General features: G+C 72.3%; 21 protein-coding genes and 1 pseudogene. 9 read left to right on the top strand and 13 right to left on the bottom strand.

Annotated features, from left to right (window positions below; all coding sequences use genetic code 11):
• Positions 1–24 precede the first annotated feature (24 nt).
• Together R2S09_RS19995 and R2S09_RS19990 are read right to left on the bottom strand one after the other, a co-directional pair.
• Positions 25–1203 (bottom strand): glutamate--cysteine ligase, encoded by a 1179-nt coding sequence (locus R2S09_RS19995; protein ID WP_306189143.1) that lies wholly within the window; start codon positions 1201–1203, stop codon positions 25–27.
• A gap of 78 nt (positions 1204–1281) precedes the next feature.
• Complete coding sequence (locus R2S09_RS19990; protein ID WP_316742414.1) at positions 1282–1734, bottom strand: hypothetical protein; 453 nt, start codon at positions 1732–1734, stop codon at positions 1282–1284.
• A gap of 163 nt (positions 1735–1897) precedes the next feature.
• Between R2S09_RS19990 and R2S09_RS19985 the strand changes: the two genes are divergently transcribed.
• Entirely contained in the window at positions 1898–2878 is a 981-nt protein-coding gene (locus R2S09_RS19985; protein WP_306189197.1) for a pyridoxal-phosphate dependent enzyme, read from the top strand.
• A gap of 75 nt (positions 2879–2953) precedes the next feature.
• Here R2S09_RS19985 and R2S09_RS19980 read toward each other — a convergent pair whose 3' ends face one another.
• The 4 genes and pseudogenes from R2S09_RS19980 to R2S09_RS19965 form a co-directional block, all read right to left on the bottom strand.
• On the bottom strand, positions 2954–3418 hold the full coding sequence (locus tag R2S09_RS19980; RefSeq protein WP_306189145.1) for a hypothetical protein: 465 nt from the start codon (positions 3416–3418) through the stop codon (positions 2954–2956).
• Between the two features lie 92 nt (positions 3419–3510).
• Positions 3511–3684, bottom strand: coding sequence for a hypothetical protein (locus R2S09_RS19975; protein WP_306189146.1), 174 nt, complete (start codon positions 3682–3684; stop codon positions 3511–3513).
• Positions 3685–3831: 147 nt separating this feature from the next.
• Positions 3832–4278: pseudogene (locus R2S09_RS19970) on the bottom strand (cytochrome P450); the annotation flags it as partial.
• A 146-nt stretch (positions 4279–4424) separates the two neighbouring features.
• Entirely contained in the window at positions 4425–6077 is a 1653-nt protein-coding gene (locus tag R2S09_RS19965; RefSeq protein ID WP_306189148.1) for a multicopper oxidase family protein, read from the bottom strand.
• Positions 6078–6327: 250 nt separating this feature from the next.
• Here R2S09_RS19965 and R2S09_RS19960 point away from each other — a divergent pair, with 250 nt between their 5' ends.
• Complete coding sequence (locus tag R2S09_RS19960; protein ID WP_316742412.1) at positions 6328–8013, top strand: DUF1996 domain-containing protein; 1686 nt, start codon at positions 6328–6330, stop codon at positions 8011–8013.
• Positions 8014–8038: 25 nt separating this feature from the next.
• Here the strand turns inward: R2S09_RS19960 and R2S09_RS19955 are convergent, their stop codons facing one another.
• Together R2S09_RS19955 and R2S09_RS19950 are read right to left on the bottom strand one after the other, a co-directional pair.
• Positions 8039–8200, bottom strand: coding sequence for a hypothetical protein (locus R2S09_RS19955; RefSeq protein ID WP_306189150.1), 162 nt, complete (start codon positions 8198–8200; stop codon positions 8039–8041).
• Between the two features lie 148 nt (positions 8201–8348).
• Positions 8349–9116 carry an ABC transporter ATP-binding protein gene (locus tag R2S09_RS19950; RefSeq protein ID WP_306189151.1) on the bottom strand — a complete coding sequence of 256 codons (768 nt, stop codon included), beginning with the start codon at positions 9114–9116 and terminating at the stop codon, positions 8349–8351.
• Between the two features lie 314 nt (positions 9117–9430).
• Between R2S09_RS19950 and R2S09_RS19945 the strand changes: the two genes are divergently transcribed.
• A complete protein-coding gene (locus R2S09_RS19945) occupies positions 9431–9907 on the top strand; it encodes an ATP-binding protein (protein ID WP_306189152.1) in 477 nt (158 codons plus the stop codon).
• On the opposite strand, the gene R2S09_RS19940 is transcribed toward R2S09_RS19945, so the two are convergent.
• Positions 9897–10637: a L,D-transpeptidase family protein gene (locus tag R2S09_RS19940; RefSeq protein ID WP_306189153.1), complete on the bottom strand. Its 741-nt coding sequence runs from the start codon at positions 10635–10637 to the stop codon at positions 9897–9899. The two genes, R2S09_RS19945 and R2S09_RS19940, sit on opposite strands and share 11 nt — an antisense overlap.
• A gap of 610 nt (positions 10638–11247) precedes the next feature.
• Here R2S09_RS19940 and R2S09_RS19935 point away from each other — a divergent pair.
• From R2S09_RS19935 to R2S09_RS19925, 3 genes are all read left to right on the top strand, one after another.
• The gene (locus tag R2S09_RS19935; protein ID WP_306189154.1) at positions 11248–12531 is read left to right on the top strand and encodes an FAD-dependent oxidoreductase; all 1284 of its coding nucleotides are present in this window, start codon (positions 11248–11250) and stop codon (positions 12529–12531) included.
• 92 nt (positions 12532–12623) lie between these two features.
• Positions 12624–13193 (top strand): TetR/AcrR family transcriptional regulator, encoded by a 570-nt coding sequence (locus R2S09_RS19930; protein ID WP_316742409.1) that lies wholly within the window; start codon positions 12624–12626, stop codon positions 13191–13193.
• 231 nt (positions 13194–13424) lie between these two features.
• The gene (locus R2S09_RS19925) at positions 13425–16034 is read left to right on the top strand and encodes a SpoIIE family protein phosphatase (RefSeq protein ID WP_306189156.1); all 2610 of its coding nucleotides are present in this window, start codon (positions 13425–13427) and stop codon (positions 16032–16034) included.
• Here the strand turns inward: R2S09_RS19925 and R2S09_RS19920 are convergent.
• From R2S09_RS19920 to mdlC, 4 genes are all read right to left on the bottom strand, one after another.
• Positions 15977–17416: a condensation domain-containing protein gene (locus R2S09_RS19920; RefSeq protein ID WP_316742408.1), complete on the bottom strand. Its 1440-nt coding sequence runs from the start codon at positions 17414–17416 to the stop codon at positions 15977–15979. The genes R2S09_RS19925 and R2S09_RS19920 overlap by 58 nt on opposite strands.
• A 149-nt stretch (positions 17417–17565) precedes the next feature.
• Positions 17566–18813, bottom strand: a complete 1248-nt coding sequence (locus tag R2S09_RS19915; RefSeq protein ID WP_306189158.1) for an aromatic acid/H+ symport family MFS transporter — start codon at positions 18811–18813, stop codon at positions 17566–17568.
• A gap of 61 nt (positions 18814–18874) precedes the next feature.
• Entirely contained in the window at positions 18875–20329 is a 1455-nt protein-coding gene (locus R2S09_RS19910; RefSeq protein WP_316742407.1) for a benzaldehyde dehydrogenase, read from the bottom strand.
• A gap of 88 nt (positions 20330–20417) precedes the next feature.
• Positions 20418–21998: a benzoylformate decarboxylase gene (gene mdlC / locus R2S09_RS19905; protein WP_306189160.1), complete on the bottom strand. Its 1581-nt coding sequence runs from the start codon at positions 21996–21998 to the stop codon at positions 20418–20420.
• Between the two features lie 102 nt (positions 21999–22100).
• Here mdlC and R2S09_RS19900 point away from each other — a divergent pair, with 102 nt between their 5' ends.
• The 3 genes from R2S09_RS19900 to R2S09_RS19890 all read left to right on the top strand — a co-directional run bounded on the left by R2S09_RS19900 (position 22101) and on the right by R2S09_RS19890 (position 25272).
• Entirely contained in the window at positions 22101–23075 is a 975-nt protein-coding gene (locus tag R2S09_RS19900; RefSeq protein ID WP_306189198.1) for a LysR family transcriptional regulator, read from the top strand.
• Positions 23076–23227: 152 nt separating this feature from the next.
• Positions 23228–24907 (top strand): cytochrome c oxidase subunit I, encoded by a 1680-nt coding sequence (ctaD, locus tag R2S09_RS19895; RefSeq protein WP_306189161.1) that lies wholly within the window; start codon positions 23228–23230, stop codon positions 24905–24907.
• The gene (locus tag R2S09_RS19890; RefSeq protein ID WP_306189162.1) at positions 24904–25272 is read left to right on the top strand and encodes a cytochrome C oxidase subunit I; all 369 of its coding nucleotides are present in this window, start codon (positions 24904–24906) and stop codon (positions 25270–25272) included. Before ctaD ends, R2S09_RS19890 begins: the two co-directional genes overlap by 4 nt.
• Positions 25273–25298 lie beyond the last annotated feature (26 nt).

Raw genomic sequence — 25298 nt, 5'->3', positions numbered from 1 at the left:
GTGCGGCGCTCACCCTGTTCCCGCTCACGAGCCTGGCACGGGTGCCCGGCCGGCGCGCGTCCGAAACCGCGCCGGAGGCGTTCCGCCGTCCGCGCCGGAGCATCCCACGGCACCGGTGTCGCCGCGGGTCTCGGCGATCAGCAGACGGACCGCGGCGGGCAGGCCACCGCTCTCGGCGGCCCGCCGCAGCCGGCGTGCGGCGCTGCCGTCGGCCAGCGCCCGGCCCAGCAGTTCGCGCACGCTCTCCCAGTCGCCGGACGCCTCCAGCGCCGGGCGCAGCCGGTCCGGCAGGCCGTGCAGCACCTCGCGGGCGGGGACCGCGCGCCGGGTGACCGGGTCGACCAGGGGGCCCTCGAGGCCGGAGCGGGCGGCTCGCCAGGCGGCGGCCCGCAGCCATTCGTGGTGCCCGGGGCAGGCGGGGCCGGCCGGTCGGGCCAGCCGCGCGCACGCGTCGTGGACGAGGGCCCGGAAGAGCCCGGCGACCAGGACGACCGTCTCCACCCGAGGGCAGGCGTCGCAGATCCGCAGCTCCAGCGTGCGCTGGTGCGCGGAGGGCCGTACGTCGTAGTAGACCATTCCGGGGTCGGTGATGACGCCCGAGCCGATCAGTTCCTCCAGGGCCGCGTCGTAGTCGGCGGCACCGGAGTAGCACCCGGCCGGCCCGGCGGTGGGCCAGCGCTGCCACAGCATCGTCCGCCAGCTCGCGTAGCCGGTGTCACCGCCGAGCCAGAACGGCGAACTCGCCGACAGCGCGAGCAGCGGCGGCAGCCACGGCGACACCAGGCACATGGCGCGCACCGCCGTGTCGCGGTCGGGGACGTCGACGTGCACCTGCGCGCTGCAGATCAGCTGTTCCTCGGCGACCCTGCGGTACTCGTCGGCCATGTGCCGGTAGCGGGGATGGTCGGTGACGCCCTCTCGTGAGCCGAGCCGGGCCAGCGGCGCGGTGCCGGCGGCCACCGCCGCGAGACCCAGCGGGGCGGCCGCCGTGTCCAGGCGGCGCCGGGACGCGGCCAGGTCGGCGCGGAGGCCGTCGAGGGTCTCGTGCACCCCGCTGTTGCTCTCCACGACACAGCTCTGGAACTCGGGCGCGAACCCGGGTCCGGTCAGCCGGTCGAGCACGGCACGCGCACCCGGCACCGGCAGGCCGCTGTGAGCGTCCAGCAGGTGGAACTCCTCCTCGACCCCGATGCGCAGCGTCACGGCTCGTTCCCGCCCTCGTCGTGGTTTCCCGCCTCTGGTGTGACCGGCCGGTGGTTCCCGCCTCGCCGGCCCGTCCGGTCAGCCCATGGCCCGGTGCGCCGCGGCGGTCGTCAGGCCGTACACCAGGTGCGGTACGACGTCGGACGCCCATGACGTCGGGCTCCACGAGGTGGGATCGGTCAGGCGCAGCGCGGTGGCGGGGGCGTCGGCGCCCGTCATGGCGGCGGCGCCGAGCAGCGGTCCGGCCAGCCAGATCGGCAGGGCCGGACGGCGGTACCGCAGCAGCCCGTACGCCGTTCCGGCCCCGAGACCGATGGCGTACCCCAGCAGCGCCCCGGCCGCCTGGGCGCGGTTGTCCTTCTCCTCGCCGTCCCCGAGCGGCACCTGGGCGCGGCCGGCCAGACGGTCCGCGACCTGGGCGGGGATGCCGCTGGCGGACCGGCCGCGCAGCAGCATGCCGCCGTAGGACACCAGCTCCGGTGCGAGGGTGCCCACGGCGCCTGCCAGCAGGCCTTTGGTGATCGAGTGCATGACCGGGCGCTCCCTCGGTGGCGGTGGTGGCTGGGGTGCTCACGGGCCCTTCGGGTTCCATCCGTGGGGGCGGCGAAACAGCGGGGGAAATTCGTTGGCGGCCCGGTGGGCGGGGTGCTGGGATGACGCGATGAGCAGCGACACCGGCCAGGAGGGCACCCGCATGACCGACACCGCACCCGCGACCGCGTCCGTCACCCTGGACGACGTCCGTGACGCCGCCGAGCGGATCAAGGGCGTGGCGCACCGCACCCCCGTCCTGCGCTCGCGCACCCTGGACGCCCTGGTCGGCGCCGAGGTGCACGTCAAGTGCGAGAACTTCCAGCGGGTCGGTGCCTTCAAGTTCCGCGGCGCCTACAACGCCGCGTCCCGGCTGTCCGCCGGGCAGCTGGCCCGGGGGATCGCCGCGTACTCCTCCGGCAACCACGCCCAGGCCGTGGCCCTGGCCGCCCGGGAGCTGGGCACCGGCGCGGTGATCGTCATGCCGGAGGACACACCGCGCTCCAAGCGGGAGGCGACGGCGGGCTACGGGGCGGAGGTCGTCACCTACGACCGCTACACCGGCGACCGCGTCGCCATCGGGGAGGCACTCGCCGCCGACCGGGGGCTCGCGCTCATACCGCCGTACGAGCATCCGCACGTCATCGCGGGCCAGGGCACCGCGGCCCTGGAACTGATCGAGGAGGCCGGTGAGCTGGACGCCCTGGTCGTCCCGGTCGGCGGCGGCGGGCTGATCGCCGGCAGCGCCACGGTGGGCAAGGGCCTGCTGCCGGACCTGCGGGTCGTCGGCGTCGAGCCGGAGGCCGGCGACGACACCAAGCGGTCCCTCGCGGCCGGCCGGCGCGTCGGCGTGCCGGTGCCCCGGACGATCGCGGACGGCCAGGCCGCCGACATCCCCGGGGAGCTCACCTTCTCGCTCAACCGGCGTCTGGTGGACGCGATCAGCCTGGTGAGCGACGACGAGATCCGTGAGGCCATGCGGTTCGCCTTCGAACGCCTGAAGATCGTCGTCGAGCCCAGCGGCGCGAGCGCCCTCGCCGCGCTGCTGGCCCGCCGGGTCGACGCGCTGCCCCGCAGGGTCGGCGTCATCGTCTCGGGCGGCAACATCGACACCCGGCGCTTCGCCGAGATCGTCGGCGGCTGACGCCACCGGGTGCCCGCTCTCGCGGGCACCCGCCCCACATCACCTCAGTCCAACCGGGGAGAGGCCGCGACGGTCTCAGTCCCACAGCGGGGAGGTCATCACGCGGTCGTACCCGTCCGGCCGCGCGCCCGTGAAGACCAGGCTGATCCGGGTGAAGTGCTCCACCTTCGGGTCCTTCTTCCAGGGCTCCGGGCGGTCCAGCCGCACGATGACCGGATACGAGTGGAAGGTGCCCTTCGCGCAGTACGGCTTGCAGTCGTTGACGAAGTTGACGCCCCGGGCCACCGCGCTCCTGCCGCTCCATGTCGACCAGTGCAGCGAGGAGAGGCGGCTGTTGGCGTCGCCGCAGGCGAGGATGAACGCGTCGGGGCGCGCCTGCGGTTTCCAGAAACAGTCGACGAGCACGGGCCTCTGCGACGCCCCGTGCCCGGCCGACGGCGACGGCTGCCCCGCGGGTGCGGCGGAAGCCGTTGCCAGACCCGCGCTGAGCACTCCGGCAACAGCCAGCGTGACCACTGTCCTCACCGTGTGTGTGCGCATGTTCGCTCCCGGCAGACGACGTCCGATTGCTGTAACGACGCTACGACCGTGCCGGATGCGGCACCACTCGGAGGGACCGGTGCCGGGCGGCCTCATCCGGGGAACGGCGGGTCGCCGCCGGGGTCGGGCTGGCAGGTGTCGCACAGTTCATGGTGACCGTCGCGGGTGATGACGGTTCCCCAGCCCAGGCAGTGGTCGCAGTCACGAGCCAGGCTCAGGTCGGGGTGGGGAGGCGGGGTCGGGCTGTGGTGGGCTCCGTACGCCATGCGGGGGCGGCTCCTTGAAGTCGCGTGGTGGACGTCACACCATTTTGTCCGATTTTTCTAAGTTGTCCAGAAGTTTCTTCGGTGTAATCGACCCCGCACGCTGCGCGACCGGCGGCCGGAGCGAGACCGGATGTCCCCGTGGCGACGTCAGGGGCGTACGCCGTCGATGTCGAGAGGGAGATGGCGCGGGCCGCGCAGCACCGCGTTCTCCCGGTATCGCGGCGGGTCCTCGACCAGGCGCGGGCCGTCGAGGCGACGGGCCGGCTCGGCCAGCGCGATCTGGGTCTCCACCCGGGCCAGCGGCGCCCCGAAGCAGCTGTGGATTCCACTGCCGGACCCGAGGTGCTCGAGGTCCGCGCGGTCCGGGTCGAACCGGTCCGGGTCGAACCGGTCCGGGTCCTTGAACCGCTCCGGGTCGCGGTTGCCCGCCGCCAGGACGAGCCAGATCCGCGCGCCCTTGGGGATCGTCACCCCGCGCAGCTCGATGTCCGTGATGCAGGTGCGCTGCGGCAGCAGCTGCACCGGCGGCTCGTAACGCAGCAGCTCCTCGACGATCTTGACGGACAGCCCGGGGTCCTCGCGCAGCCGCTGGAGCGACGGTCATCTTCCCCGTGCCAGGATCGAAGGCGCGGCGGGCCGGGGGCCCGCCGGGGCGGGCCGAAGGGGTGACGGACCGCGCGGCCCGGCCGGCCGGCGGTTCCGAGGGGACGCCGGCCGCACGGCCCAGGGCCCCGCGCCGGTCACCTGTGGTAGCCGATGTTGGTCATCATGCCGGACTCGGAGTGGTACTGGTTGTGGCAGTGCAGCATCCACAGACCGGGGTTGTCGGCGTAGAAGTCGAACACCAGCTTGCGGTGCGGCAGCACGATCGCCGTGTCCTTGCGCGCGCCGGCCGCGTCCAGGCCGGTCAGGGCGAACGTGTGGCCGTGCAGGTGGATCGGGTGCCACATGTTGGTGGCGTTGATGACGCTGAGCCTGACCCGCTCGTCCTGGCGGACGGCATGGCGCTGCTCGACCGAGTAGGGCTTGTGGTCGAAGGCCCAGTTGAAGTCCTTCATGTTGCCGGTCAGCCTCAGGCGGATCTGCCGGTCCGGCTTGCGGTCGGAGTACGCCACCGAGTCGCCCGGCACCAGGCGCTGGGCCGGCACGAGGCGGCCCTGGAGTTCGTCGGGCTGCACCGAGGGCTCGGGCAGCGCCCCGGTCTTGGCCGTGCGCAGCACCGCCAGTGCTCTGCCCTTCTTGCCCTCGGCCAGCGCCACCAGGGGGAACACCCCGTCCTGGGCGGTGACCAGGACGTCGTAGCGCTCGGCCATGCCCAGCAGCAGGGCGTCCGTGGTCCTGGGCTGGACCGGGTAGCCGTCAGTGTGGGTGATCGTCATCTCGTGGCCGCCCAGGGCCACCCGGAACGCGGTGTCGGCGCCGGCGTTGATGATGCGCAGCCGGATACGGTCCCCGGGCTTGGCCCGGAACACCGTGGGGGCGTGCGGGAGGCGGCCGTTCACCAGGTAACAGGGAAAGTCGACATTGCCGCCCATGCTGTGCAGAAGGTCGCTGTGGGAGCCCCGCAGCACACGGGAGGGACCGGACGAGCCGGCCCGTGCGGGCCCCCGGGCCGTGACGTGGTGACCGGCGGAGCCGCCGTGCCCGGACATGCCGCCCGTGCCCATGTCCATCGGCGGGCGCTTTCCGTGGTGCAGCTGGGACAGCACGGAGTCGGGGGTGGAGCCGTCCACGCCGTCCACCCAGTCGTCCAGGACGACGACCCACTCCTTGTCGTACGTCAGCGGCTCCTTGGGGTCCTCCACGATCAGTGGCGCGTACAGGCCGCGGTCGAGCTGCATGCCGGAGTGCGAGTGCAGCCAGTAGGTGCCCGGATTCTGCACGGCGAAGCGGTAGGAGAACTCCGCGCCCGGCTTGATGCCCGCCTGGGTCAGGTCCGGCACACCGTCCATGTCGCAGCGCAGGCGCACACCGTGCGAGTGCAGCGTGGTGTCCACGGGCAGGTGGTTGGCGAGCGTGAGGTCCAGGATGTCCCCCGCGGTGACCCTGACCTCCTTGCCGGGCAGGTCGTCCCCGTACGCCCAGGTCCTGACGGTGCGTCCGCCGAGGTCCACCCGTGCCTCGGCCGCAGTGAGCCTGAACCTGCGCACCGGCCCGCCACCGCGCTTCTTCTCGGCGGCGAGGACCTCGGGGTCGGACGGGTTCACATACCCCTTGGGCCCCTTGGGAACGAAGCGCCGGGTGCCGCCGGAGGCCGACTCCGCACCCCGCGTGGTCCCCGGGTGCGGGCCCGACTCCGAGGAGGAGTCGGCCCCGGAACAGGCGCCCAGGAGTCCCGAGCCGGCAGCCAAGATCGAGGCACTGAGCAAGGTGCGCCGCGTAGGTGAGTGCATGAATGAATAACACACGTTCTGTGCCGGTATGTGGGAGAACCGGAGCGGCGCGTCCGGGGATCACGGCCACCAATTCCGCCGCCCCGACGCCCTCCTGCCGAGGCGTCGTCACCCGCTCGGCGGCCCACCGGACCGCCCATGAGGTTGCTGTGAATCGCGTGGACGTTTGAACACCCGGCGGCTCACGTCCGTATGGGACCGGGGGATCCCCATGCCCGGCCCGGCCACGACGACGTCCAGGAGCACTTTCGTGAGACGCCCCTCGCGCAGACGACCCACCGGCCCGCGACGCGCCACGTTCGCCGCGGTCGCGCTCATCCTGGGCGGCGGTGGCCTGATGGTGGGCAACGTCTACGCCTCGGCCACCGAACCGGACCGGAACCAGGGCGTGGACCAGAACCAGGGCGTGGGCCGGAGTCAGGGCGCAGGCAAGGACGGGGGCCGGGCTCAGGGCGGGGAACAGAACGGTCCCGCGGCCGCGGACTACGCGGACATCACCGGCGTGCGGCCCGAGGGGAACGGGCCACGGGAGGAGGCGGACGCCTCGCGCGGCAGTTTCACCTCCAGCTGCGGGGTGAACGCGAACGGCCTGTTCAACTCGGACAACGTGATCGTCGCCCCCGGCGTCGGCAACGGCGCCCACCACTTCCACGACTACGTCGGCAATCAGGCCAACAACGCCTTCGCGAGCGACGAGACCCTGGCGAACGGCGACACCAGCTGCGCCGACAAGGGCGACAGGTCGACGTACTACTGGCCCGTGCTGCGGCTGCGCGACGGCACCCGGGAACGGGACGCCGACGCGCCCGGCGGCGGTACCGAGGGCAACACGGGCCGGATCGTCACGCCCGAGCAGGTGACGCTGACCTTCGGGGGGAACCCGCGCGGCAAGGTCACCGCCATGCCGCGCTTCCTGCGCATCATCACCGGCGACGCCAAGGCGTTCGTCAACGGCCCCGCCAACGCCAACGCCTCCTGGTCCTGCACCGGCTTCGAGGACCGCCGGCTGAAGGACAAGTACCCGCTGTGCCCCGCCGGCAGCAAGGTGGTGCGCACCTTCAGGTTCCAGAGCTGCTGGGACGGCCGGAACATCGACAGTGCCAACCACCGCACCCACGTGGCCTTCGCCGGCGCCGACGGCAGCTGCCCGGACGGGTTCCGCGCCATCCCGCGACTGGTCCAGCGCATCGTCTACGACGTCGCCGCCCCGAGCCTGGCGGACGGCGGCCGCACGAGTCCGCTGTTCGCCGTGGACTCCTTCCCCGAGCAGCTGCACAAGCCGGTCACGGACCACGGCGACTTCATCAACGTCTTCGACGACCGTCTCATGCGGGAGATGGTCGACTGCATCAACAGCGGGCGACAGTGCGGCTCCGGGAGGGATCAGAAGCCGTCGCACACCCCCGTGCCGCCGCGGGAGACCCGGCCCCCGGCGGAACCCGAGGCCGCCACCTCACCCACCGCCACGAAGAGCCCGGCCGAACCCGCGCCCGCGACGGCCAAGCCCTCACGCACCGCCTCCGCGAGCCCTTCACCGGCGCGCACGGCACCCGCGCGCACCCCTTCCGCGAGCCCTGCGTCCCCGCGCGCCACCTCGGCAACCTCTGCGCCCCCGCGCACCGTCTCGGCGACCCCCGCGCCCGCGCGTACCGCGTCCGCCGACGCCTCGCAGGACGTCGGAGGCAGCCGGGACAGCGGTGGCAGCGGCGGCGACGTCGGCGACCCCACACAGGCACCGTCCCCCTCCGGGAACGGCGCGTCCGGCGGGACGGGCCCGGGCCCGTCCGGATCCACCGGCAGTGCGCAGACCGAACCCCAGACGGTCCAGGGCGACTTGGCCGAGACCGGTACACGCCTGTGGCCGGCGGCCGCAGGTGCGGCGCTGGTCATCGCCGGCTTCCTGCTGCTCCACCGCATCCGGCGCGCCGCCAGGTGAGACCGGCGTGGGCGCCTCCGCCCGGTCAGTCGCCGCGGGCGGCGCTCCGTCTGGCGTTGTTGTACAGGCGCAGCAGGTGCTTGGCCACCGCGCACGGCACGGTGTCGGCGTGGCACTGGCGGCAGCTTCGTATGTGCTGCTGGTAGTCGGTATGCGCTTGCTGCAGAGCATCGTCCTGGGACGGCATGGGGTTACCTCGCACGGGGGTGTCGGACGGCACGGCGAGCCCTCAACTTGGTTGTGGAGAGCGCCTGGTGCCAAAGTTGATCACGTTACTCCCGGTAGTGGAAAGCGCGTCCGTCCCTGCCGTGCGACGAACCGGCGGTAACCGACCGTTACGAGCCCTGTCGTCCGGAGTATGCCCACCAGCGGCCCTCGTGCCGGTTCACGGCGATGGGACGGCCGAAACAGGCCGTCAGCCAGGTGCCGGTCAGCGTCTCCTCCACCGGCCCCCGGGCCAGGACCCGGCCCTCGCGCAGCAGCAGCGCGTGGCTGACGGCCGGCGAGAGCTCCTCCAGGTGGTGGGTGACCGTCACGGTGGCGAGCCGCGGACGGCCCTCGGCCAGCCGGTGCATGGCGTCGACGAGATCCTCGCGGGAGGGCAGGTCCAGGGCGTTGAACGGCTCGTCCAGGAGCAGCAGGGCCGGATCCGCCATCAGCGCCCTGGCGATGAGGACGCGCGCCCGCTGTCCGCCCGAGCAGACCCCGTACGGCCGGTCCGCCAGTTCCTTGATCTCCAGTTCCGCCAGGAGCTCGTGGGCCCGCTGCCGTACGACCTCGTCGTACATCCGCCACAACGGCTGCACGGTGCCGGTGTGGCCGGTCAGTACGACCGTGTGGGCGTCGAGGTCCTGGGGCACGCGCTGGGCGGAGGTCACATGCCCGATGCGGGCGCGCAGTTCCCGTACGTCGACCCGGCCGAGCCGGCTGCCCAGCACCTCGACGGTGCCGGTGGTGGGGTGCATCAGGGCGCCGAGCAGCCGCAGCAGCGTGGTCTTGCCGGCCCCGTTGGCGCCCAGCAGCGCCCAGTGCTCACCGGGCCGGACCGTCCGGTCGACGGCGTCGAGGATCACCTGGTCGGTGGTGTAGCGGCGTACGCCCACCTCCCGGAGCGCGACGACGGCCCCGGGCCCGCTGCCGGTTCCTGCTCTGCCGTCTCCTCCGTCATCGGCCGTCTCCCCTCGACGCGTTCGGGCCGGCCCGCTCGGCCTTGGCCTCGCCGGTACCACAGACGGTAGATGTATTGGGCAGGTTGTCGCCGGGCTGTCCGGTTGACGGACGGTTGGTGGACGGTTGGCCGGATGGACGGCCGGACGTCACCGCCGGGGTGGATGTGACGGAGATGACAGGAATTGCCTGGGCGTGTCCGGCCGGAAGAGGGGTACACGCAGCCCGGTGGACAGTGAAGGCGGTGGACATGGATTCCGTACTCCTCGGAGGTGAGGGCAGGGCCTCGGACGCCGGAGCGCCGAGAGCGGCGGCGGCCCTCTGCGGGGACGCCACCTGCATCGCCGAGGCCCGCCGTCTCGCGGCCGGGTTTCTGGCCCGGGTGCGGGCCGAGCACGGCCTGCCGGTCTCGGACCGGGCCATGGACCTGACCCAGCTGGTGGTCAGCGAACTGGTCACCAACGCCCGCAAGTACGCCGCCGGGCCCATCCTGATGGACCTGCTGGTCGCCGGTGACACGGTGGAGGTCGCGGTCTGGGACAGCGATCCGGTGCTGCCGGTGGCCCGGGCCGCCGATCCGGGCCGGGTCGGGCAGCACGGCCTGGAGATCGTGCTGGCGGTCGTGCAGGGGTTCGAGGCGCGGCGGGAGCCCGTGGGCAAACGCGTCATCGCCCGCATCGCCCTGCTCGACGGCCCGGGCGGCGACGCGCCCGCCGTCAGGCCTTGAGGTCCTGCCTGTCGCCCATCACCACGACCGGGTGCCGGCGCGGGTCCAGGGTGCGCAGCAGGTACCGCATCGCCGACTTCGACAGGCTCACACACGCCGAGGTGCCGCTGCCATGGTCCATGTGCAGCCAGATGCTTCCGCCCTTGCTCTGCCCTTCGGGCCGTGTGGGGTCGTTGGGCGAGGTGCCCTTGAGCCGGTTGTAGTCGATGGCGATGACGTAGTCGAAGTCGTGCCAGTAGGCCTTGTTCCAGGAGTGGGGTGCCTGGAACGAGGCGGACCTGGTGTACGGCAGCTTGGCCCCGGGGTCGTCCAGGACACCGCCCGCGTCGCTCAGCGTGAACACCCCGACGGGGCTGCGCTTGTCGCCTTCGTGGTGGTCCGTGGTCCAGCCCTTCCTGCCGTTGTGCGCTGCCCAGGACCGCTCGCGCTTCCAGGTGGAACCGTCCTTGACGAAGAGCTCGACGGTCGAGTCGGGCGAGTCGGGTCCGGCGCCGTAGACGGCGACGACCTGGCGGGAGCCGGCGGGTATGCGCTGCCACAGCCGGTCGCCGATGCCGGGTACGCGCTCGAAGGAGGTGGGCGGCGGCGGTGCGTCGTCCGTGCGGCGACCGCTGCCCGCCGCGTCCTTGGCGTCCCTGTGACCGGAACCGCCGCAGGACGTCAGGGACATCGTCACCGCACCGCACAGGGCCACCAGGGCCGCCGTGCGTATCGCACCGCCTTTTCGCATGGCGCCCATGATTCCATCGCGCCGCGGGCGCTTTGTCCCCGGCCCCCCGGCCGGGCCGTGTCACCCGAATGGCCGCCCGTGGCAGCGTGGGTGGGGCTGATCGGGTGTCTCCTGGAGTGAGAGAGGCGTCCATCAAGGGAGCCGATCATGTATGAGATGTGTGCAGGAGTCGACAAACCCGGCGGCGCATTGGTGTGGCATGTCATGGCCAAGAACGCGGCCAGGACGTTGTGCGGTCGTCGGCTCGGCCAACGCGTCGACGGCGCGAGCGCACAGCGGGCTGGTCACTGTTCCACGTGCATGGCCCTGTTCGGGAAGCTGATGACCGCACCACCGGCCGTCAGCTCTCCCGCCGGCACGGACCACTGACGGTCCGCGCCCGAAGGCCTGCCCCGCCAGGGCAGGCCTTCGTCCTGTCCGTACGGCCGTCCTCGGTCAACGGTTTGACCATCTTTTGGCAAGGTGGCCCCATTTGGCATTCCCGCGGCGGCCGATGGGTAACACTGAGCGGCGGAGGGGGGAGGTGCGCGGCGGCGCTGTGCCGTCGTGCCGTCCCGAAGTGTCGCGCCCGCCTTGGGGAAGGCGGCGAGGGGACCAGTCGGGGGGATGCATGACGCAGTCGCTTCCGGGGCAACGCCCTGCCCGCGAGGAGGCGTTCACCGGGAATCAGGAGCTTCCGGTCGCCGTGATCGGCGCCGGTCCGTACGGCTTGTCCGTCGCCGCCCATCTGCGGGCGCGCGGTGTGCCGGTGCGGGTCTTCGGCGAGGTCATGGGCAGCTGGCGGCACGCCATGGCGACCGGGATGTTCCTTAAGTCGACCCCGGACGCCGTCGATCTGTCCGCGCCGGAGCCCGGCGGGCGGCTGGCGGACTTCCTCCGGGGGCACGGCGAGCCGGAGCTGACCGAGCTGACACCGATCCCGTGCGACGTGTTCGTCCGCTACGGGCAGTGGTTCCAGAAGCGGTACGTCGGTGAGGTGGAGGCGGCGCGGGTGGTGGCCGTGGACCGCGCGGCCGACGGCTCCGGATTCACCGTTCGCCTGGACGACGGAGAGGAGCTCGCGGCCCGCAGCGCCGTCGTGGCCACGGGCCTGAACGGGCTGGCCCACATACCGCGGGAGCTGCGCCGCCTCGCGCCCGAGGGACCGGGCGCCGAAGCGCTGGTGTCGCACACCAGCCATCACACCGACCTCTCCCGCTACGCGGGCCGGCGGGTCGCGGTGATCGGAGGCGGCCAGTCCGCGCTGGAGAGCGCGGCACTGCTGAACGAGGCGGGTGCCCGGGCGCAGGTGCTGGTGCGGGAGCGGAGCGTGCTGTGGGGGACGACTCCCACCCTGACCCGGCCGTGGCCGCTGCGGATCGCCCGGCCCGCCTCGCCGCTGGGCACCGGCTGGATCCTGGCCGCGGTCTGCCGGGCCCCGGGCGGCGTGCGGCACCTGCCGGCCGCCGCCCGGCTGCTGCTGTTCCGGCGTGCGCTGCGGCCCTCGGGCGGATGGTGGCTGCGGAACCGGGTCGAGGGGGTCGTACCGGTGCGCACGGCGTGCCGGGTCACCCGGGCCGAGGCGTCCGGGGCCGGCGTCCGGCTGGACCTCGCCGGGCCGGGCCGCGCGGCGGAGACCCTCGCCGTCGACCATGTGCTGGCCGCCACCGGATACCGCCTCGACCTGGACGCGGTGCCCTTCCTTTCACCGGCGGTGCGCGGCGCGCTGGAGCACGTGCCCGGCTCGAGGGCGCCCCGGCTGTCCGCCGGCTTCGAGTCGTCGGTGCCGGGTCTGCACTTCACCGGATCGCTGGCCGCCCCGATGTTCGGCCCCATGATGCGCTTCGTCGCCGGTGCGGAGTACGCGGCCACACGGGTCGCCCGGGCCCTGGCCGGCCGTACGGCTGCCCGCTGAGGACACCGGACAGGCCCGGCGGGCCCGAGGAGGTTGCCTAAGAACTTTAGGAAAGCGCATAATCCCTTCAGGGAAACGAAGGGATGTCAGCCGTGCCGCGCGCTGGACTCACCACCGAACGACTGGTCCGGGCGGGAGCCGATCTGGCCGACGAGGTCGGCTTCGACCAGGTGACCGTGTCGGCGCTGGCCAGACGGTTCGACGTCAAGGTCGCCAGCCTGTACTCACACCTGAAGAACTCCCAGGACCTCAGGACCAGGATCGCCCTGCTGGCGCTGGAGGAGCTCGCCGGCCGGGCCGCCGACGCCCTGGCGGGGCGGGCCGGCCGGGACGCCCTGGCCGCGTTCGCGGACGTGTACCGCGACTACGCGCGCGAGCACCCCGGCCGCTACGCCGCCGCCCGGCTCCGCCTCGACCCCGAGACGGCCGCCGCGAGCGCGGGCGTGCGGCACGCCCAGATGATGCGGGCGGTGCTGCGCGGCTACGGCCTGCCGGAACCGGACCAGACGCACGCCGTCCGCCTGCTGGGCTCCGTCTTGCACGGCTACGTCAGCCTGGAGCTGGCCGGAGGGTTCAGCCACAGCGCCCCCGGCCCGCAGGACACCTGGGTCTGGATCCTGGACCACCTGGACACCCTGCTCCGCGGCCGGCCGGCCGCCTGAAGCGGCCGGCCGTGACCTCTGTGACCATGCCCTGACCGGCCGGTCCTGTGATCCATATCGCCTGGTTCCCGGCATGCTCGTGATATCTGTCACGCAGGATTATCGGCTCAAGCCGTGACGACTCGGGCAAGTCGATGCTAGAAAGGCCAAATGGCAGACCGTTTTGCCCGTCTTCGACGGATATCGTGGCGGTCGCTGGTGGGAAAGAGTCCGCGAAGCGTCGCCGGACAGATGTTCCTCCTGCAGGTGGCCCTCGTGGTGCTGCTGGTGGCCTTCGCCGTCTTCGCTCTCCTCATGCAGTCGGAGCGGGACACCAGCGCCGAGGCCAAGCGCCGCTCCATAGCCGTCGCCCAGACCTTCGCGCACTCCCCGGGCGTCGTGACCGCACTGAAGGCCCCCGACCCGTCGGCCGTGCTCCAGCCGCTGACCGAGGCGGGGCGCAAGTCCGCGGGCGTCGACTTCATCGTGGTCATGGACACCCACGGCATCCGCTACACCCACCCCCTGCCCGATCGCATCGGCAAGCGCTTCGTCGGCACGATCGGACCGTCCCTGGCGGGCAAGGTCTACACCGAGAGCGTCCACGGACCGCTCGGTGAGGAGATGCAGGCCACCGTCCCCGTCGACGACGCCGACGGCCATGTGGTGGCCCTGGTCTCCGCCGGGCTGAAGGTCAAGCACGTCACCAGCCAGGTGAACCGGCAGATCCCGCTCATCCTCACCGCCGGAGCCGTCGCGCTCGGCGTGGCCACCGCCGTGACGGCGCTCGTGGGCAGGCGGCTGCGCCGCCAGACCCACAGCCTCGCCCCGGACGAGATGCGGCGCATGTACGACCACCACGACGCGGTGCTGCACTCCGTACGCGAAGGAGTGCTCATCGTCGACGACGACGGACGGCTGCTGCTCGCCAACGACGAGGCCAGCCGGCTGCTGGACCTGCCCCCGGACGCCGAGGGCCGGTCCGTGACGCAGCTGCCGGGCCTGGAGCCCGAGACGGTCGCGCTGCTCGCCTCCGGCCGCGAGGCCACCGACGAGGTCCACCTCGCCGGCGGCCTGCTGCTCGCCGTCAACCAGCGGCCCACGGACCGTGACGGAGGTCCCAGGGGCACGGTCGTCACCCTGCGCGACTCCACCGAACTCCAGGCCCTCTCCGGCCGGGCCGAGGTCGCCCGTGAGCGGCTCAAACTCCTGTACGACGCCGGCCTGGGCATCGGCACCACCCTCGACGTGACCCGCACCGCCGACGAACTCGCGCAGGTCGCCGTCCCACGCTTCGCCGACTTCGTCACCGTCGACCTCGCCGACGGCGTGCTGTACGGCGAGGAGCCGGGCCCCACCGCGGCGGGCGTCCGGCGGATCACCGTGCACGGTATCCGCGACGACCACCCGCTCTACGAGAAGGGCCGGCTGATCGACTTCCTGCCCTCCACCCCGCAGGGCCGCGGCTACGGCACCGGGCGCTCCGAGCTGGTTCCCGATCTGCTGACCGCCGACGGCTGGTATCTCCAGGACCCGGAGCGCGCCGCGCGGATGGTGGACTACGGCATCCACTCGCTCATCACGGCCCCGATCCTGGCCCGGGGTGTGGTGCTCGGCGTGGTCAACTTCTGGCGCATCAAGGAGCACGGCCCCTTCGACGTGGAGGAGCTGTCCCTGGCGGAGGAGCTGGTGGCCCGCGCCGCCGTCAGCATCGACAACGCCCGCCGCTACTCCCGTGAGCACGCCATGGCGGTCACCCTCCAGCGCAGCCTGCTGCCGCGGGCCCTGCCCGAGCAGAGCGCCATCGAGGCCGGCTACCGCTACCTGCCCGCCCAGTCGGGTGTCAGCGGCGACTGGTTCGACGTGATCCCGCTGCCCGGCGGCCGCGTCGCGCTGGTCGTCGGAGACGTCGTCGGCCACGGACTGCACGCCGCCGCCACCATGGGCCGGCTGCGCACCGCGGTGCACAACTTCTCCACCCTCGACCTGCCCCCCGACGAACTCCTCAGCCACCTGGACGACCTCGTCGGCCGGATCGATCAGGACGAGGCCTGCCCGGAGGCCGCCGCGGGCGTCGTCGGTGCCACCTGCCTCTACGCGATCTACGACCCCGTGACCCGCCGCTGTGTCATGGCGCGCGCGGGACACCTCGCGCCCGCGCTGGTCCACCCGGACGGCAGCGCCACCTTCCCCGAGCTGCCCTTCGGGCCGCCGCTGGGCCTCGGCGGCATGCCGTTCCGCACGGCCGAGGTGGAGCTGGAGGAGGGAACCCAGCTCGTGCTGTACACCGACGGCCTGATCGAGGACCGCAACCGCGACCTGGACGAGGGGATGGAACTGCTGCGCACGGCCCTCGCCGGTCACCCCGACCGGCCCCCGGAGCAGAGCTGTCAGGCCGTGCTGGAGGCCCTGCTGCCCCCGCGGCCCAAGGACGACGTCGCCCTGCTGATCGCCCGCACCCGGGCGCTGCCGGCCGACCGGATCGCCGACTGGGACGTGCCGGCCGACCCGGCCGCCGTCGCCCGGATCCGCGACGCGGCCAGCGCGACACTCGAGGAGTGGGGCCTCGGCGAGCTCGCCTTCAGCATCGAACTCGTCCTGAGCGAACTCGTCACCAACGCCCTCCGCTACGGCTCCGACCCCATCCATGTGCGGCTGATCCACGACCGCACCCTCATCTGCGAGGTGTCCGACGGCAGCAGCACCTCACCGCACCTGCGGTACGCCGCGACCACCGAGGAGGGCGGCCGGGGACTGTTCCTGGTGTCCCAGATGACCGAGCGCTGGGGCACCCGCTACACCCCTCAGGGCAAGGTGATCTGGGCGGAACTGGCCCTGCCGGAGGATCCCCCGGGCTGCTGAGAGCGGGCCACCGACACGATCACCTCCCGCAGCCGCTCGACGTACAGCCGCAGGTTCTTGTGCGCGACATCGGTGTCCGGGTAGCGGCTCGCGAACTGCAGCCCCTCGTGGAGCCGGGTGACCCACGCGCACACCTGGTCGCCGTAGGACACCCGGAGCAGGCCGTAGGCCTTCAGCTCCGTCCAGCGCTCCGAGCCCGGGATGCCCCGCGCGTCGACGAACGAGACGATCGAGTACAGGTCCGGCGAGGTCGGACGGAAGTCCGAGCCGAGCAGGCGCAGCACGCGGGCGAGCGGCATCCGGGCCAGCGACCTGTTGGCGCGGAACTGGGCGCTCACCGTCCGCAGCAGGCTGTCGAAGTCGGGTGCCCGGGCGGTGTGGATCTCCACCGGGGCGCCGCCGACGTACCAGCCCACCGACTCCAGCCACCGGGAGTTCCGCCTGGTGTGGAACGGCACGACCGTGCGGTACACCGGCCGCCCGCCGATCTCGTGGACGATGAGGCTGGTGGCCGCCAGGACACCGACCAGGCTCCCGCCGAAGGGCCGGCAGTACGCCTCGAACGCCGCCGCGTCCTCGGCGTCCACCAGCATCTCCCGCATGAGCTTCTGCCGGGGCAGCCGCCCACCGGGCTTCAGACCGAGGTCGACGGGGAAGTTCGGCAGCCTGCCGTCGCACCGGTCGATGAACTCCCGCCAGCGCTCGACGACCGCGTCCGTGCCGTCGATCTCGTCGGCGCTGGTGCGCTCGGTCCGGCAGAAGTCGACGTAGCTGCCGGCCGGTTCGCGTTCGGGGCGGATGCCCCGGGCGCCCGCGGCGTACAGCTCGTGGATCTCGGCCGGAATGCGCTGCACGGAGTAGGCGTCGACGTTGCTGTGGTCGAAGGCCATGTACACGCTGGCGCCGTCCTCCCTGACCACGGCCGTGTACAGGAAGTTCGGCCAGCGCAGCGCGTCCGCCACCACGTCGAAGCGATCCTGCAGATACCGCACCAGCACGTCCGCGTCGCGGAACTCGCCGATCGTCTCGCGGCGCAGCGACACGTCGGCGGCGTCCAGCGTGAACCGGCGCATGTCGTCGCCGGCCCAGCGAAAGCCGCTGCGCAGCGTCTCGTGCCGGAGCATCCAGCCGCGCAGCGCCTCCTGAAGGGCGTCCAGGTCGACCCTGCCCGGGATGTCGAACGCGGTGCCCAGCCAGGTCGGCACGAACAGGCCGCCCTCCCGCACGGACCTGGCCGTCCTGATGTGCGACTCCTGGATGTACGCCGGCGGCCGGGAGTCGTCCGGCAGACCGGTCGCGGCCCGCACGGCCGCCGGATCGAGACTCCATTCGACGAGCAGCCCGGGCCGGACCTCGCAGCGCTGGATGTCGGTCATACGCAAGGGAAGCCTCCGTTGCATGGGGTACAGGGAAGCAACTGCGCAGAGGCACGGGGGGTTGCGGGTGGCCGCCGGCCGGGTCCGCGGGGCGGCCGTGCCGTCCGGGGCCGGCTCGGGGCGTGGGTGACGCCCGGAGCCGGCCCCGCGAGGCGTCACTCGGCGGGCGCCGCCTGCGCGGTCCGCGTCGCCCGGGGCAGGGTCAGCACGGCGGCGAAGCCGAGGACCGCGACCGTGGCGAAGAAGTAGAAGCCCCACGGGTGACCGATGCCCGCGGTGACCAGGGCACCGGTGATCGACGGGCCGACGATCGAGCCGATCCGGCCGATCCCGGAGGCCGAGCCCAGGGCGGTGCCGCGGACGGCGGCCGGGTAGTACGCGGTCACGTAGGCGTAGACGAGCACCTGCGCGGAGAACACGAACACGCCCGTGCAGAAGACGACGGTGCCGAGCAGCAGGTCGCTGTCCATCTTGACGCTCAGGCAGGCCAGCATCAGCACCGAGACCGCGAACCAGACGAGCGTGGTGCCCTTGATGCCCCGGCGGTCGGCGACAAGGCCGCCCACGACCAGCCCGACGACACCTCCGGCGTTGAGCACCAGCAGCTGGGTGACGGCCGTGGGAACCGGGTAGCCGGCGTCGTTCATCAGCTTCGGCAGCCAGGTGTTGAGGCCGTAGACGAGCAGCAGCCCCATGAAGGAGGCCACCCAGATCCCGATGCCCGCACGCAGGTACGCCGGCTTCAGCAGCTCCGTGAACGGCACCCGGTGCGCGCCCTCCGACTCCCTGGCCCGGACGAACGCCTCCGACTCCGGCAGCCGGAACCACTGGACGGCGGCGATGACGAGGCCGGCGGCGCCGAGGACGTAGAAGAGGATCTGCCAGTTGTCCGTCACCTGGAGCGCGAGCAGCGAGGTGATCACGGCGCCGGTGTGGTAGCCGGTCATGGTCAGTGTGCTGGCCCGGGCCCGGCGTGCGGCCGGCATGTGCTCGGCCATCATCGTCAGCGACACCGGCATGCAGGCGCCGAGGCCGAGCCCGGCGATCAGGCGCAGCACGGCGAACATCGTCACCGAGCCGGCCAGCGGCACCAGCAGGGTGAACACGGAGAACAGCACGACCGCCCCGATGAGCAGCAGCCGCCGCCCCAGCCGGTCGGCCAGCGGCCCGACCAACACCGCGCCGATGGCCACGCCGACCAGCGACAGCGTCGCGATCGTGGTGGCGTCACCGGCGGTCATGCCGAGGTGATGGGTGCGCAGCAGGACCGGGATGATCGCGCCGAGGACGACGAGGTCGTATCCCTCGAGCATGACGGTGATCCAGCACAGGACGACGGTCCAGGCGTTGCGCCCGGTGGTGCCTGACTGCGCCGGTGTGCGGGACGAGACGGTGGATGTCATCGGGACATGACCCCCAGGGGACGGGTGCGGGCGGACAAGAGCGGGTGGATCGGGGTGGGTGTCAGAACGGGTAGTCGGCGATGTCCGGGCGGACCGTGACCCACTGGGTCTCGGTGAAGGCCTCGACGTTGGCGGCCGCGCCCCCGAACCGGGAGCCGGTGCCGGAGGCCTTGACCCCGCCGAAGGGCGCGTTCGGCTCGTCGCTGACGGTCTGCTCGTTGATGTGGACCTTGCCGGAGTCGATCCGGTCGGCGAGCTTCATCGCCGTACCGACGTCGCCGAGGATGCCGACGGACAGCCCGTACTCGCAGTCGTTGACGATCTCCGCGGCCTCCTCCAGCGTGGAGAAGCCGGTCACGGGCGCCACGGGGCCGAAGATCTCCTCGCGCCAGGCCGGCATGTCGGGGCGCACACCGGTCAGGACGGTCGCCCGGTAGCCGGCGCCGACGATCTCGCCGCCCGCCGCGAGGGTGGCGCCCGCAGCTACGGACCCGGTGACGATGCCGTGCACCCGCTCCAGCTGACGCCGGTCGATGAGCGGGCCGAGCGCCACGTCCTCGCGGGCCGGGTCGCCCACCGGCAGCGCCTTCGCCTTCGCGACCAGCGCGGCGGTGTACTCCGCCAGCAGCGACTCGTGGACGATGTGACGGCCGGTCGTCATGCAGATCTGCCCCTGGTGCAGATACGAGCCGAACGCTCCGGCCGACGCCGCCTTGTGCACATCCGCGCCCTCCAGCACCACCAGGGCGTTGTTGCCGCCCAGCTCCAGATGGGCCCGCTTGAGCAGTCGGCCCGCCCGCTCGCCGATCGCCCGCCCGACCGCCGTGGACCCGGTGAAGGAGACCACCCGCACCTCGGGGGCCTCGACCACCGCCTGGCCGACCGCGCCGTCGCCCGGCAGCAGGTGCAGCACCCCGGCCGGCAGCCCGGCCTCCTCGAAGATCCGCGCGATGACCACGCCACCGCTCACCGCGGTGCGCGGATCCGGCTTGAGCAGGACCGCGTTGCCCAGGGCGAGCGCGGGCGCCACCGAGCGCAGACCGAGGATCAGCGGGAAGTTGAAGGGCGCGATGGCGCTCACCACACCGGCCGGGCGGCGCCGGGCCAGCGACCAGCGGGCCTCCTCGGAAGTCAGCACCTCGCCCTGCGGATGCGTCGGCAGCCCCGCGCACTCGAAGCACTCGCCCACCGCGAGCCCCACCTCGAAGCCCGCCTTGGCCCGTACCGAACCGGCCTCGCGCACCAGCCAGTCCTCCACCTCGGCGGCGTGCTCGGCGAACAGCTCGCCCGCCCGGCGCAGCACCGCCGCCCGCCGCTGCGGGGAGGTCGTCGCCCACGCCCGCTGCGCCTGGGCCGCCCGCGCGGCGGCCCGGCCGACGTCCTCGGCCGTCGCCAGGCCCACCGTCGCGAGCTGGTCGCCGGTCGCCGGCTCGACGACCGGCTGCTCGGCGGCGGAGCTGCGCCAGCCGTCGCTGAAGAACTTCTTCGCCCAGACGTCGCTGTCCAGGAGTGCCATCGGTGTCCCTTTCGTCGTAGCGGTTCGTCGGGTCGCCCGGGTGTGGCAGGGCCGGGCAGGTGGTGCTCGGGAGGGAGTCGGGTGGTGCTCAGGAGGGCGTGGTGAGGGCCGTGTCGACCTGGAGGAGCCGTGGCCCGTCGGGGCGTTCGGCGAGGACGGCCCGCAGCTCCTCGACGCCGCCCACCTGCCGTGCGCGGACCCCGTAGCCCTCCGCGATCCGGGTGAAGTCCAGGCCCGGGATGTCCAGGCCGGGGGCGTCCGGCACACCGAGCAGCCCGCCGAACCAGCGCAGCGCGCCGTACGTCCCGTTGCGCAGCAGCACGATCGTCAGCGGAACGCGGTGCTGGGCGGCCGTCCACAGCGCGGTGATGCCGTAGTTGGCGGAACCGTCGCCGATCACGCCCACGACCGGCCGGTCCGGCTGTGCCAGCGCGACCCCGACCGCGCCGGGCAGCCCGAACCCCAGCCCGCCGGCGGCCGGGAAGTAGTAGGAGCCCGGCCGGCGCAGATCCATCTGGTGCCACCAGGAGGAGTTCGTCGAGGTCGACTCGACCACGTAAGCGGTGTCCTCGGGCAGCCGATCGCGCAGCGCCGCGAAGACCTCCTCGGGGTGCAGCAGCGGCCGCTCGGCGGCCGGCGGCTCGGGCACGGGCCGGTACGGGCCCGTGGGCGCGGCGGGGGAGCCGAGCCGCTCGATCAGCAGGTCGATCACCGCGCCGGGGTCGGCGACCAGCGCCTCGCCCATCGGCGCCCGCGCGGCCGCGGAGGCGTCCTCGGTCACCTGGATGAGCCGGGTGCCCTCCGGCAGATACCGGCCCGGCTGGTACTCGTGGTACCGGAACACCGGCGCGCCCAGCACCAGCACGAGGTCGTGCCCTTCCAGCGCCCGGCACACGGGCGCGATCCCGGCCGGCAGCACCCCGCGGAACAGCGGATGCCGGTTGGGGAAGGGCAGCCGGAACAGCGAGGGCGCCGCCCAGACCGGGCCGCCCAGGCGCTCGGCCAGCCGCACGGCGTCGTCGAACAGGCCGGCCGAGTCGATGTCGCCGCCCAGCACCAGCGCGGGCCGTTCGGCGGCCGCCACCCGCTCGGCGAGCCGGCGGGCCTGCTCCTCGTCCGGTACGCGGGCCCGTTCGACCCGCCGGTCCAGCACGGCCAGGCAGTTGTCGCCGGCATCGGCCGCCCAGTCGTCGTAGGGCACCGACAGATAGGTCGGCCGCCGTCGCAGCTCGGCCTCGAACACGGCCTGCGCGAGCGCGCGTGGCACGTCCTCGGCGCACGCCGGCTCCGCCGCCCAGCCGACCAGCGGCTTCATCAGCGAGGGCGCGTCCACGTTGGCCAGGTTGGCCTCCGGGCCGACGGCGGGGCGCACCTGCTGTCCGGCCACGATCACCAGCGGGGTGCGCGAGGCCACCGCATTGGTCAGCGCGCCCATCGCGTTCCCGGAGCCCGCGGCCGCGTGCAGGTTGACCAGCACGGGCCGCCCGGTGGCCTGGGCGTAGCCGTCGGCCATGCCGACGACCGCCCCCTCGTGCAGGCCCAGGACGTAGCGGAAGCCGTCCGGCAGGCCGGCCAGGAAGGGCAGCTCGTTGGAGCCGGGATTGCCGAAGACGGTGGTGAGCCCCTGGCGCCGCAGGAACTCGTGGGAGACATGGCGTACGGAGGACACGGACGTTCCTTTCAGGTGATGCGACGCACGCTAGGCAAGGCCCGACATGGGCACCAATAAATGTTCCCGAGCGGCGATATAGAGTTCCTCGATATGAGGACCATGCGGAGTTTCGACCTCAACCTCGCGCGGGTGTTCGTGCTGCTGTACGAGACCGGCAGTGTCACGGCCACCGCGGAGACCCTCCACGTCACCCAGCCCACCGTCAGCTACAGCCTGGGCAAGCTGCGCCGGCACTTCGACGACGAACTGTTCCGGCGCACGGGACGCGGTCTGACGCCCACCGCCGGCGCCCGCCGGCTGTACGAGCCACTGCGGCGGGCCCTGGCCGAGATCGACGGCACCATCCGCCAGGCCGACGCCTTCGACCCCGCCACCATGCCGGGCCGTTTCACGCTGGCCCTCTCCGACCTCGGCGAGGCCACCCTGCTGCCCCGCCTCCTGGCGGCGGCCCGCGAGCGCGCGCCCCGGGTGTCGTTCATCGTCCGGCCGCTCGACGTGGACGACGCCGAGCAGCAGCTGCGCCGCGGCGACCTCGACGCGTTCGTGGCCACCCCGGTGCTGACCTCCCACCGGACCGTGCGGATCCCGCTCTTCCACGAGCGCTACGTCGCCATGGTGGCCGCCGACCACCCCCGGATCCGGGGCGAGGCGGTCACCCTGGAGGAGCTCGCCGCCGAGCACCACGCCACCGTCTTCGGCTCCAGCGGGCATGTCGTGCCGCGGGCCGTTCTCGCCACGCACGACCTGCTGGACCGCGTGGTGGTCGACGCCACCCGCTTCTCGATGCTGCCCTACCTGCTGGAACAGACCGACCTGATCGCCATCGTCCCCGAGTACGTCGGCGAGGTCTTCACCGCGTCCCACCGGCTGCGGCTGGTCCGGCTGCCCTTCGAGACCGAGCCGATCGAGGTCGCCCTCTACGCCCGGCACGAGTCCTCCCGCAGCCCCTCCCAGCGGTGGCTGGTGCAGTTCATGGCCGAGGTGCTGGGGGAGCGGGTGAGCCCGGCGCAGCTTCCGCCGTACGCGGTCGGGCCGGAGCGGCCGGCCCGACCCGTCGGACCCCGCGCCGTGTAGGCCGACCGGGTGCAATCGGTCCGTTGTTGGGCCATCCCGGCGACGGCAGACGGTGCCGTGCGTGTCCGAGCCGCGAGGATGGTGCCGAGCCCTGCGGATTCCCGCGGAACTCACGCATCCATGTCTTCGCAAGAAAGCGTGTCACGGGCCGCATGACAGACGTTCAGCACATCACGCCGGAAACCGCCGGTCCCCGTCGCCGCCTGCGGGCCGGTGCCGTGGTGGTGAAATGGGTGACGACGACCGATCACAAGACGATCGGCTCGTTGTATCTGGTCACCTCGTTCGCGTTCTTCGTGTTCGGCGGCATCCTGGCAATGCTGATGCGGGCCGAACTGGCCCGTCCGGGCCTGCAGATCATGTCGACCGAGCAGTTCAACCAGTTCTTCACGATGCACGGCACGGCCATGCTGCTGATGTTCGCGACGCCGCTGTTCGCGGGCTTCACGAACTGGATCATGCCGCTTCAGATCGGCGCCCCGGACGTGGCCTTCCCCCGGCTGAACATGCTGGCCTACTGGCTGTACCTGCTCGGTTCGCTGATCGCGGTGGGCGGCTTCCTCACCCCCAACGGCGCGGCCGACTTCGGCTGGTTCGCCTACTCCCCGCTGACCGACGCGGTGCACTCACCGGGCATCGGCGGTGACCTGTGGATCATGGGGCTCGCCCTGTCGGGCTTCGGCACCATCCTGGGCTCGGTCAACTTCATCACCACCATCGTCTGCATGCGCGCCCCGGGCATGACCATGTTCCGCATGCCGATCTTCGTGTGGAACGTGCTGCTCACCAGTGCCCTGGTGCTGGTCGCCTTCCCGGTCCTGGCGGGTGCGCTGCTCGCGCTGGAGGCCGACCGCAAGTTCGGCGCCCACGTCTTCGACGCCAGCAACGGCGGAGCGTTGTTGTGGCAGCACCTCTTCTGGTTCTTCGGCCACCCGGAGGTGTACATCATCGCGCTGCCGTTCTTCGGCATCGTCACGGAGATCATCCCGGTGTTCTCCCGCAAGCCGATCTTCGGTTACATGGGGCTGGTCGGTGCGACCATCTCGATCATGGGCCTTTCGGTGACCGTGTGGGCCCACCACATGTTCGTCACCGGCGGGGTGCTGCTGCCGTTCTTCTCCTTCATGAGCTTTTTGATCGCCGTGCCGACCGGGGTGAAGTTCTTCAACTGGATCGGCACGATGTGGAAGGGTGCGCTGTCGTTCGAGACGCCGATGCTGTGGGCGACCGGCTTCCTGGTGACCTTCCTCTTCGGTGGTCTGACCGGCGTCCTGCTGGCCTCCCCGCCGCTGGACTTCCACGTCTCGGACTCCTACTTCGTGGTGGCGCACTTCCACTACGTGATCTTCGGCACCGTCGTCTTCGCGATGTTCGCGGGCTTCTACTTCTGGTGGCCGAAGTTCACCGGCAAGATGCTCGACGAACGCCTGGGCAAGATCAACTTCTGGACGTTGTTCGTCGGCTTCCACACCACCTTCCTCGTCCAGCACTGGCTGGGCGCCGAGGGCATGCCGCGCCGGTACGCCGACTACCTGGCCGCCGACGGCTTCACCGCGCTGAACACGGTCTCCACCATCGGCTCGTTCCTGCTGGGCCTGTCCACGCTGCCGTTCTTCTACAACGTGTGGAAGACGGCGAAGTACGGCAAGAAGATCGAGATCGACGACCCCTGGGGGTACGGCCGTTCGCTGGAGTGGGCGACCTCCTGTCCCCCGCCGCGGCACAACTTCGTCACCCTGCCCATGATCCGCAGTGAGTCCCCGGCATTCGACATGAGCCATCCCGAGGTCTCGCTCACGGACAAGCGGGAGAACCTGGGACTGCCGACATGACGGACGCACGCAGACGCACGGACGACGAGCCGGTCTCACCCGCCCACGTCGTCAACCAGGTGGAGGGCTACCTGCTGTGGCAGGCGCGCGTCGCCGAGGCCGAGGAGCGGGCCCGCGCCTTCACCGAGCCGCTCCAGTGGCTGACCACCGCCCAGCGGGAGGAGATCGAACAGCACTACGTCCGCGACTGCCTGGTCCGGGCGCGTGCGGACCTCCAGCGCGTCGCGGACCGCTGCCGGGCCCTGCGCGGCGAGTACGAGGAGCGGTACTCCCGGTTGCGGGCGCGGTGCGTGGCCTCCGTGATCGCCGCCGTGGCCGTCCTGGCCGCGGCGGCACTGCTCACCCTCGCCGTCACGCAGTCCTGACGCTGCCGCGCCGCCCGCGCAGTGCG

The sequence above is a fragment of the Streptomyces sp. MK7 genome (assembly GCF_032658145.1).
Taxonomy (GTDB): domain Bacteria; phylum Actinomycetota; class Actinomycetes; order Streptomycetales; family Streptomycetaceae; genus Streptomyces; species Streptomyces spiralis.
The sequence above is the reverse complement of the archived record's forward strand: the minus strand, read 5'-3'. Positions and strand labels throughout refer to the sequence as shown.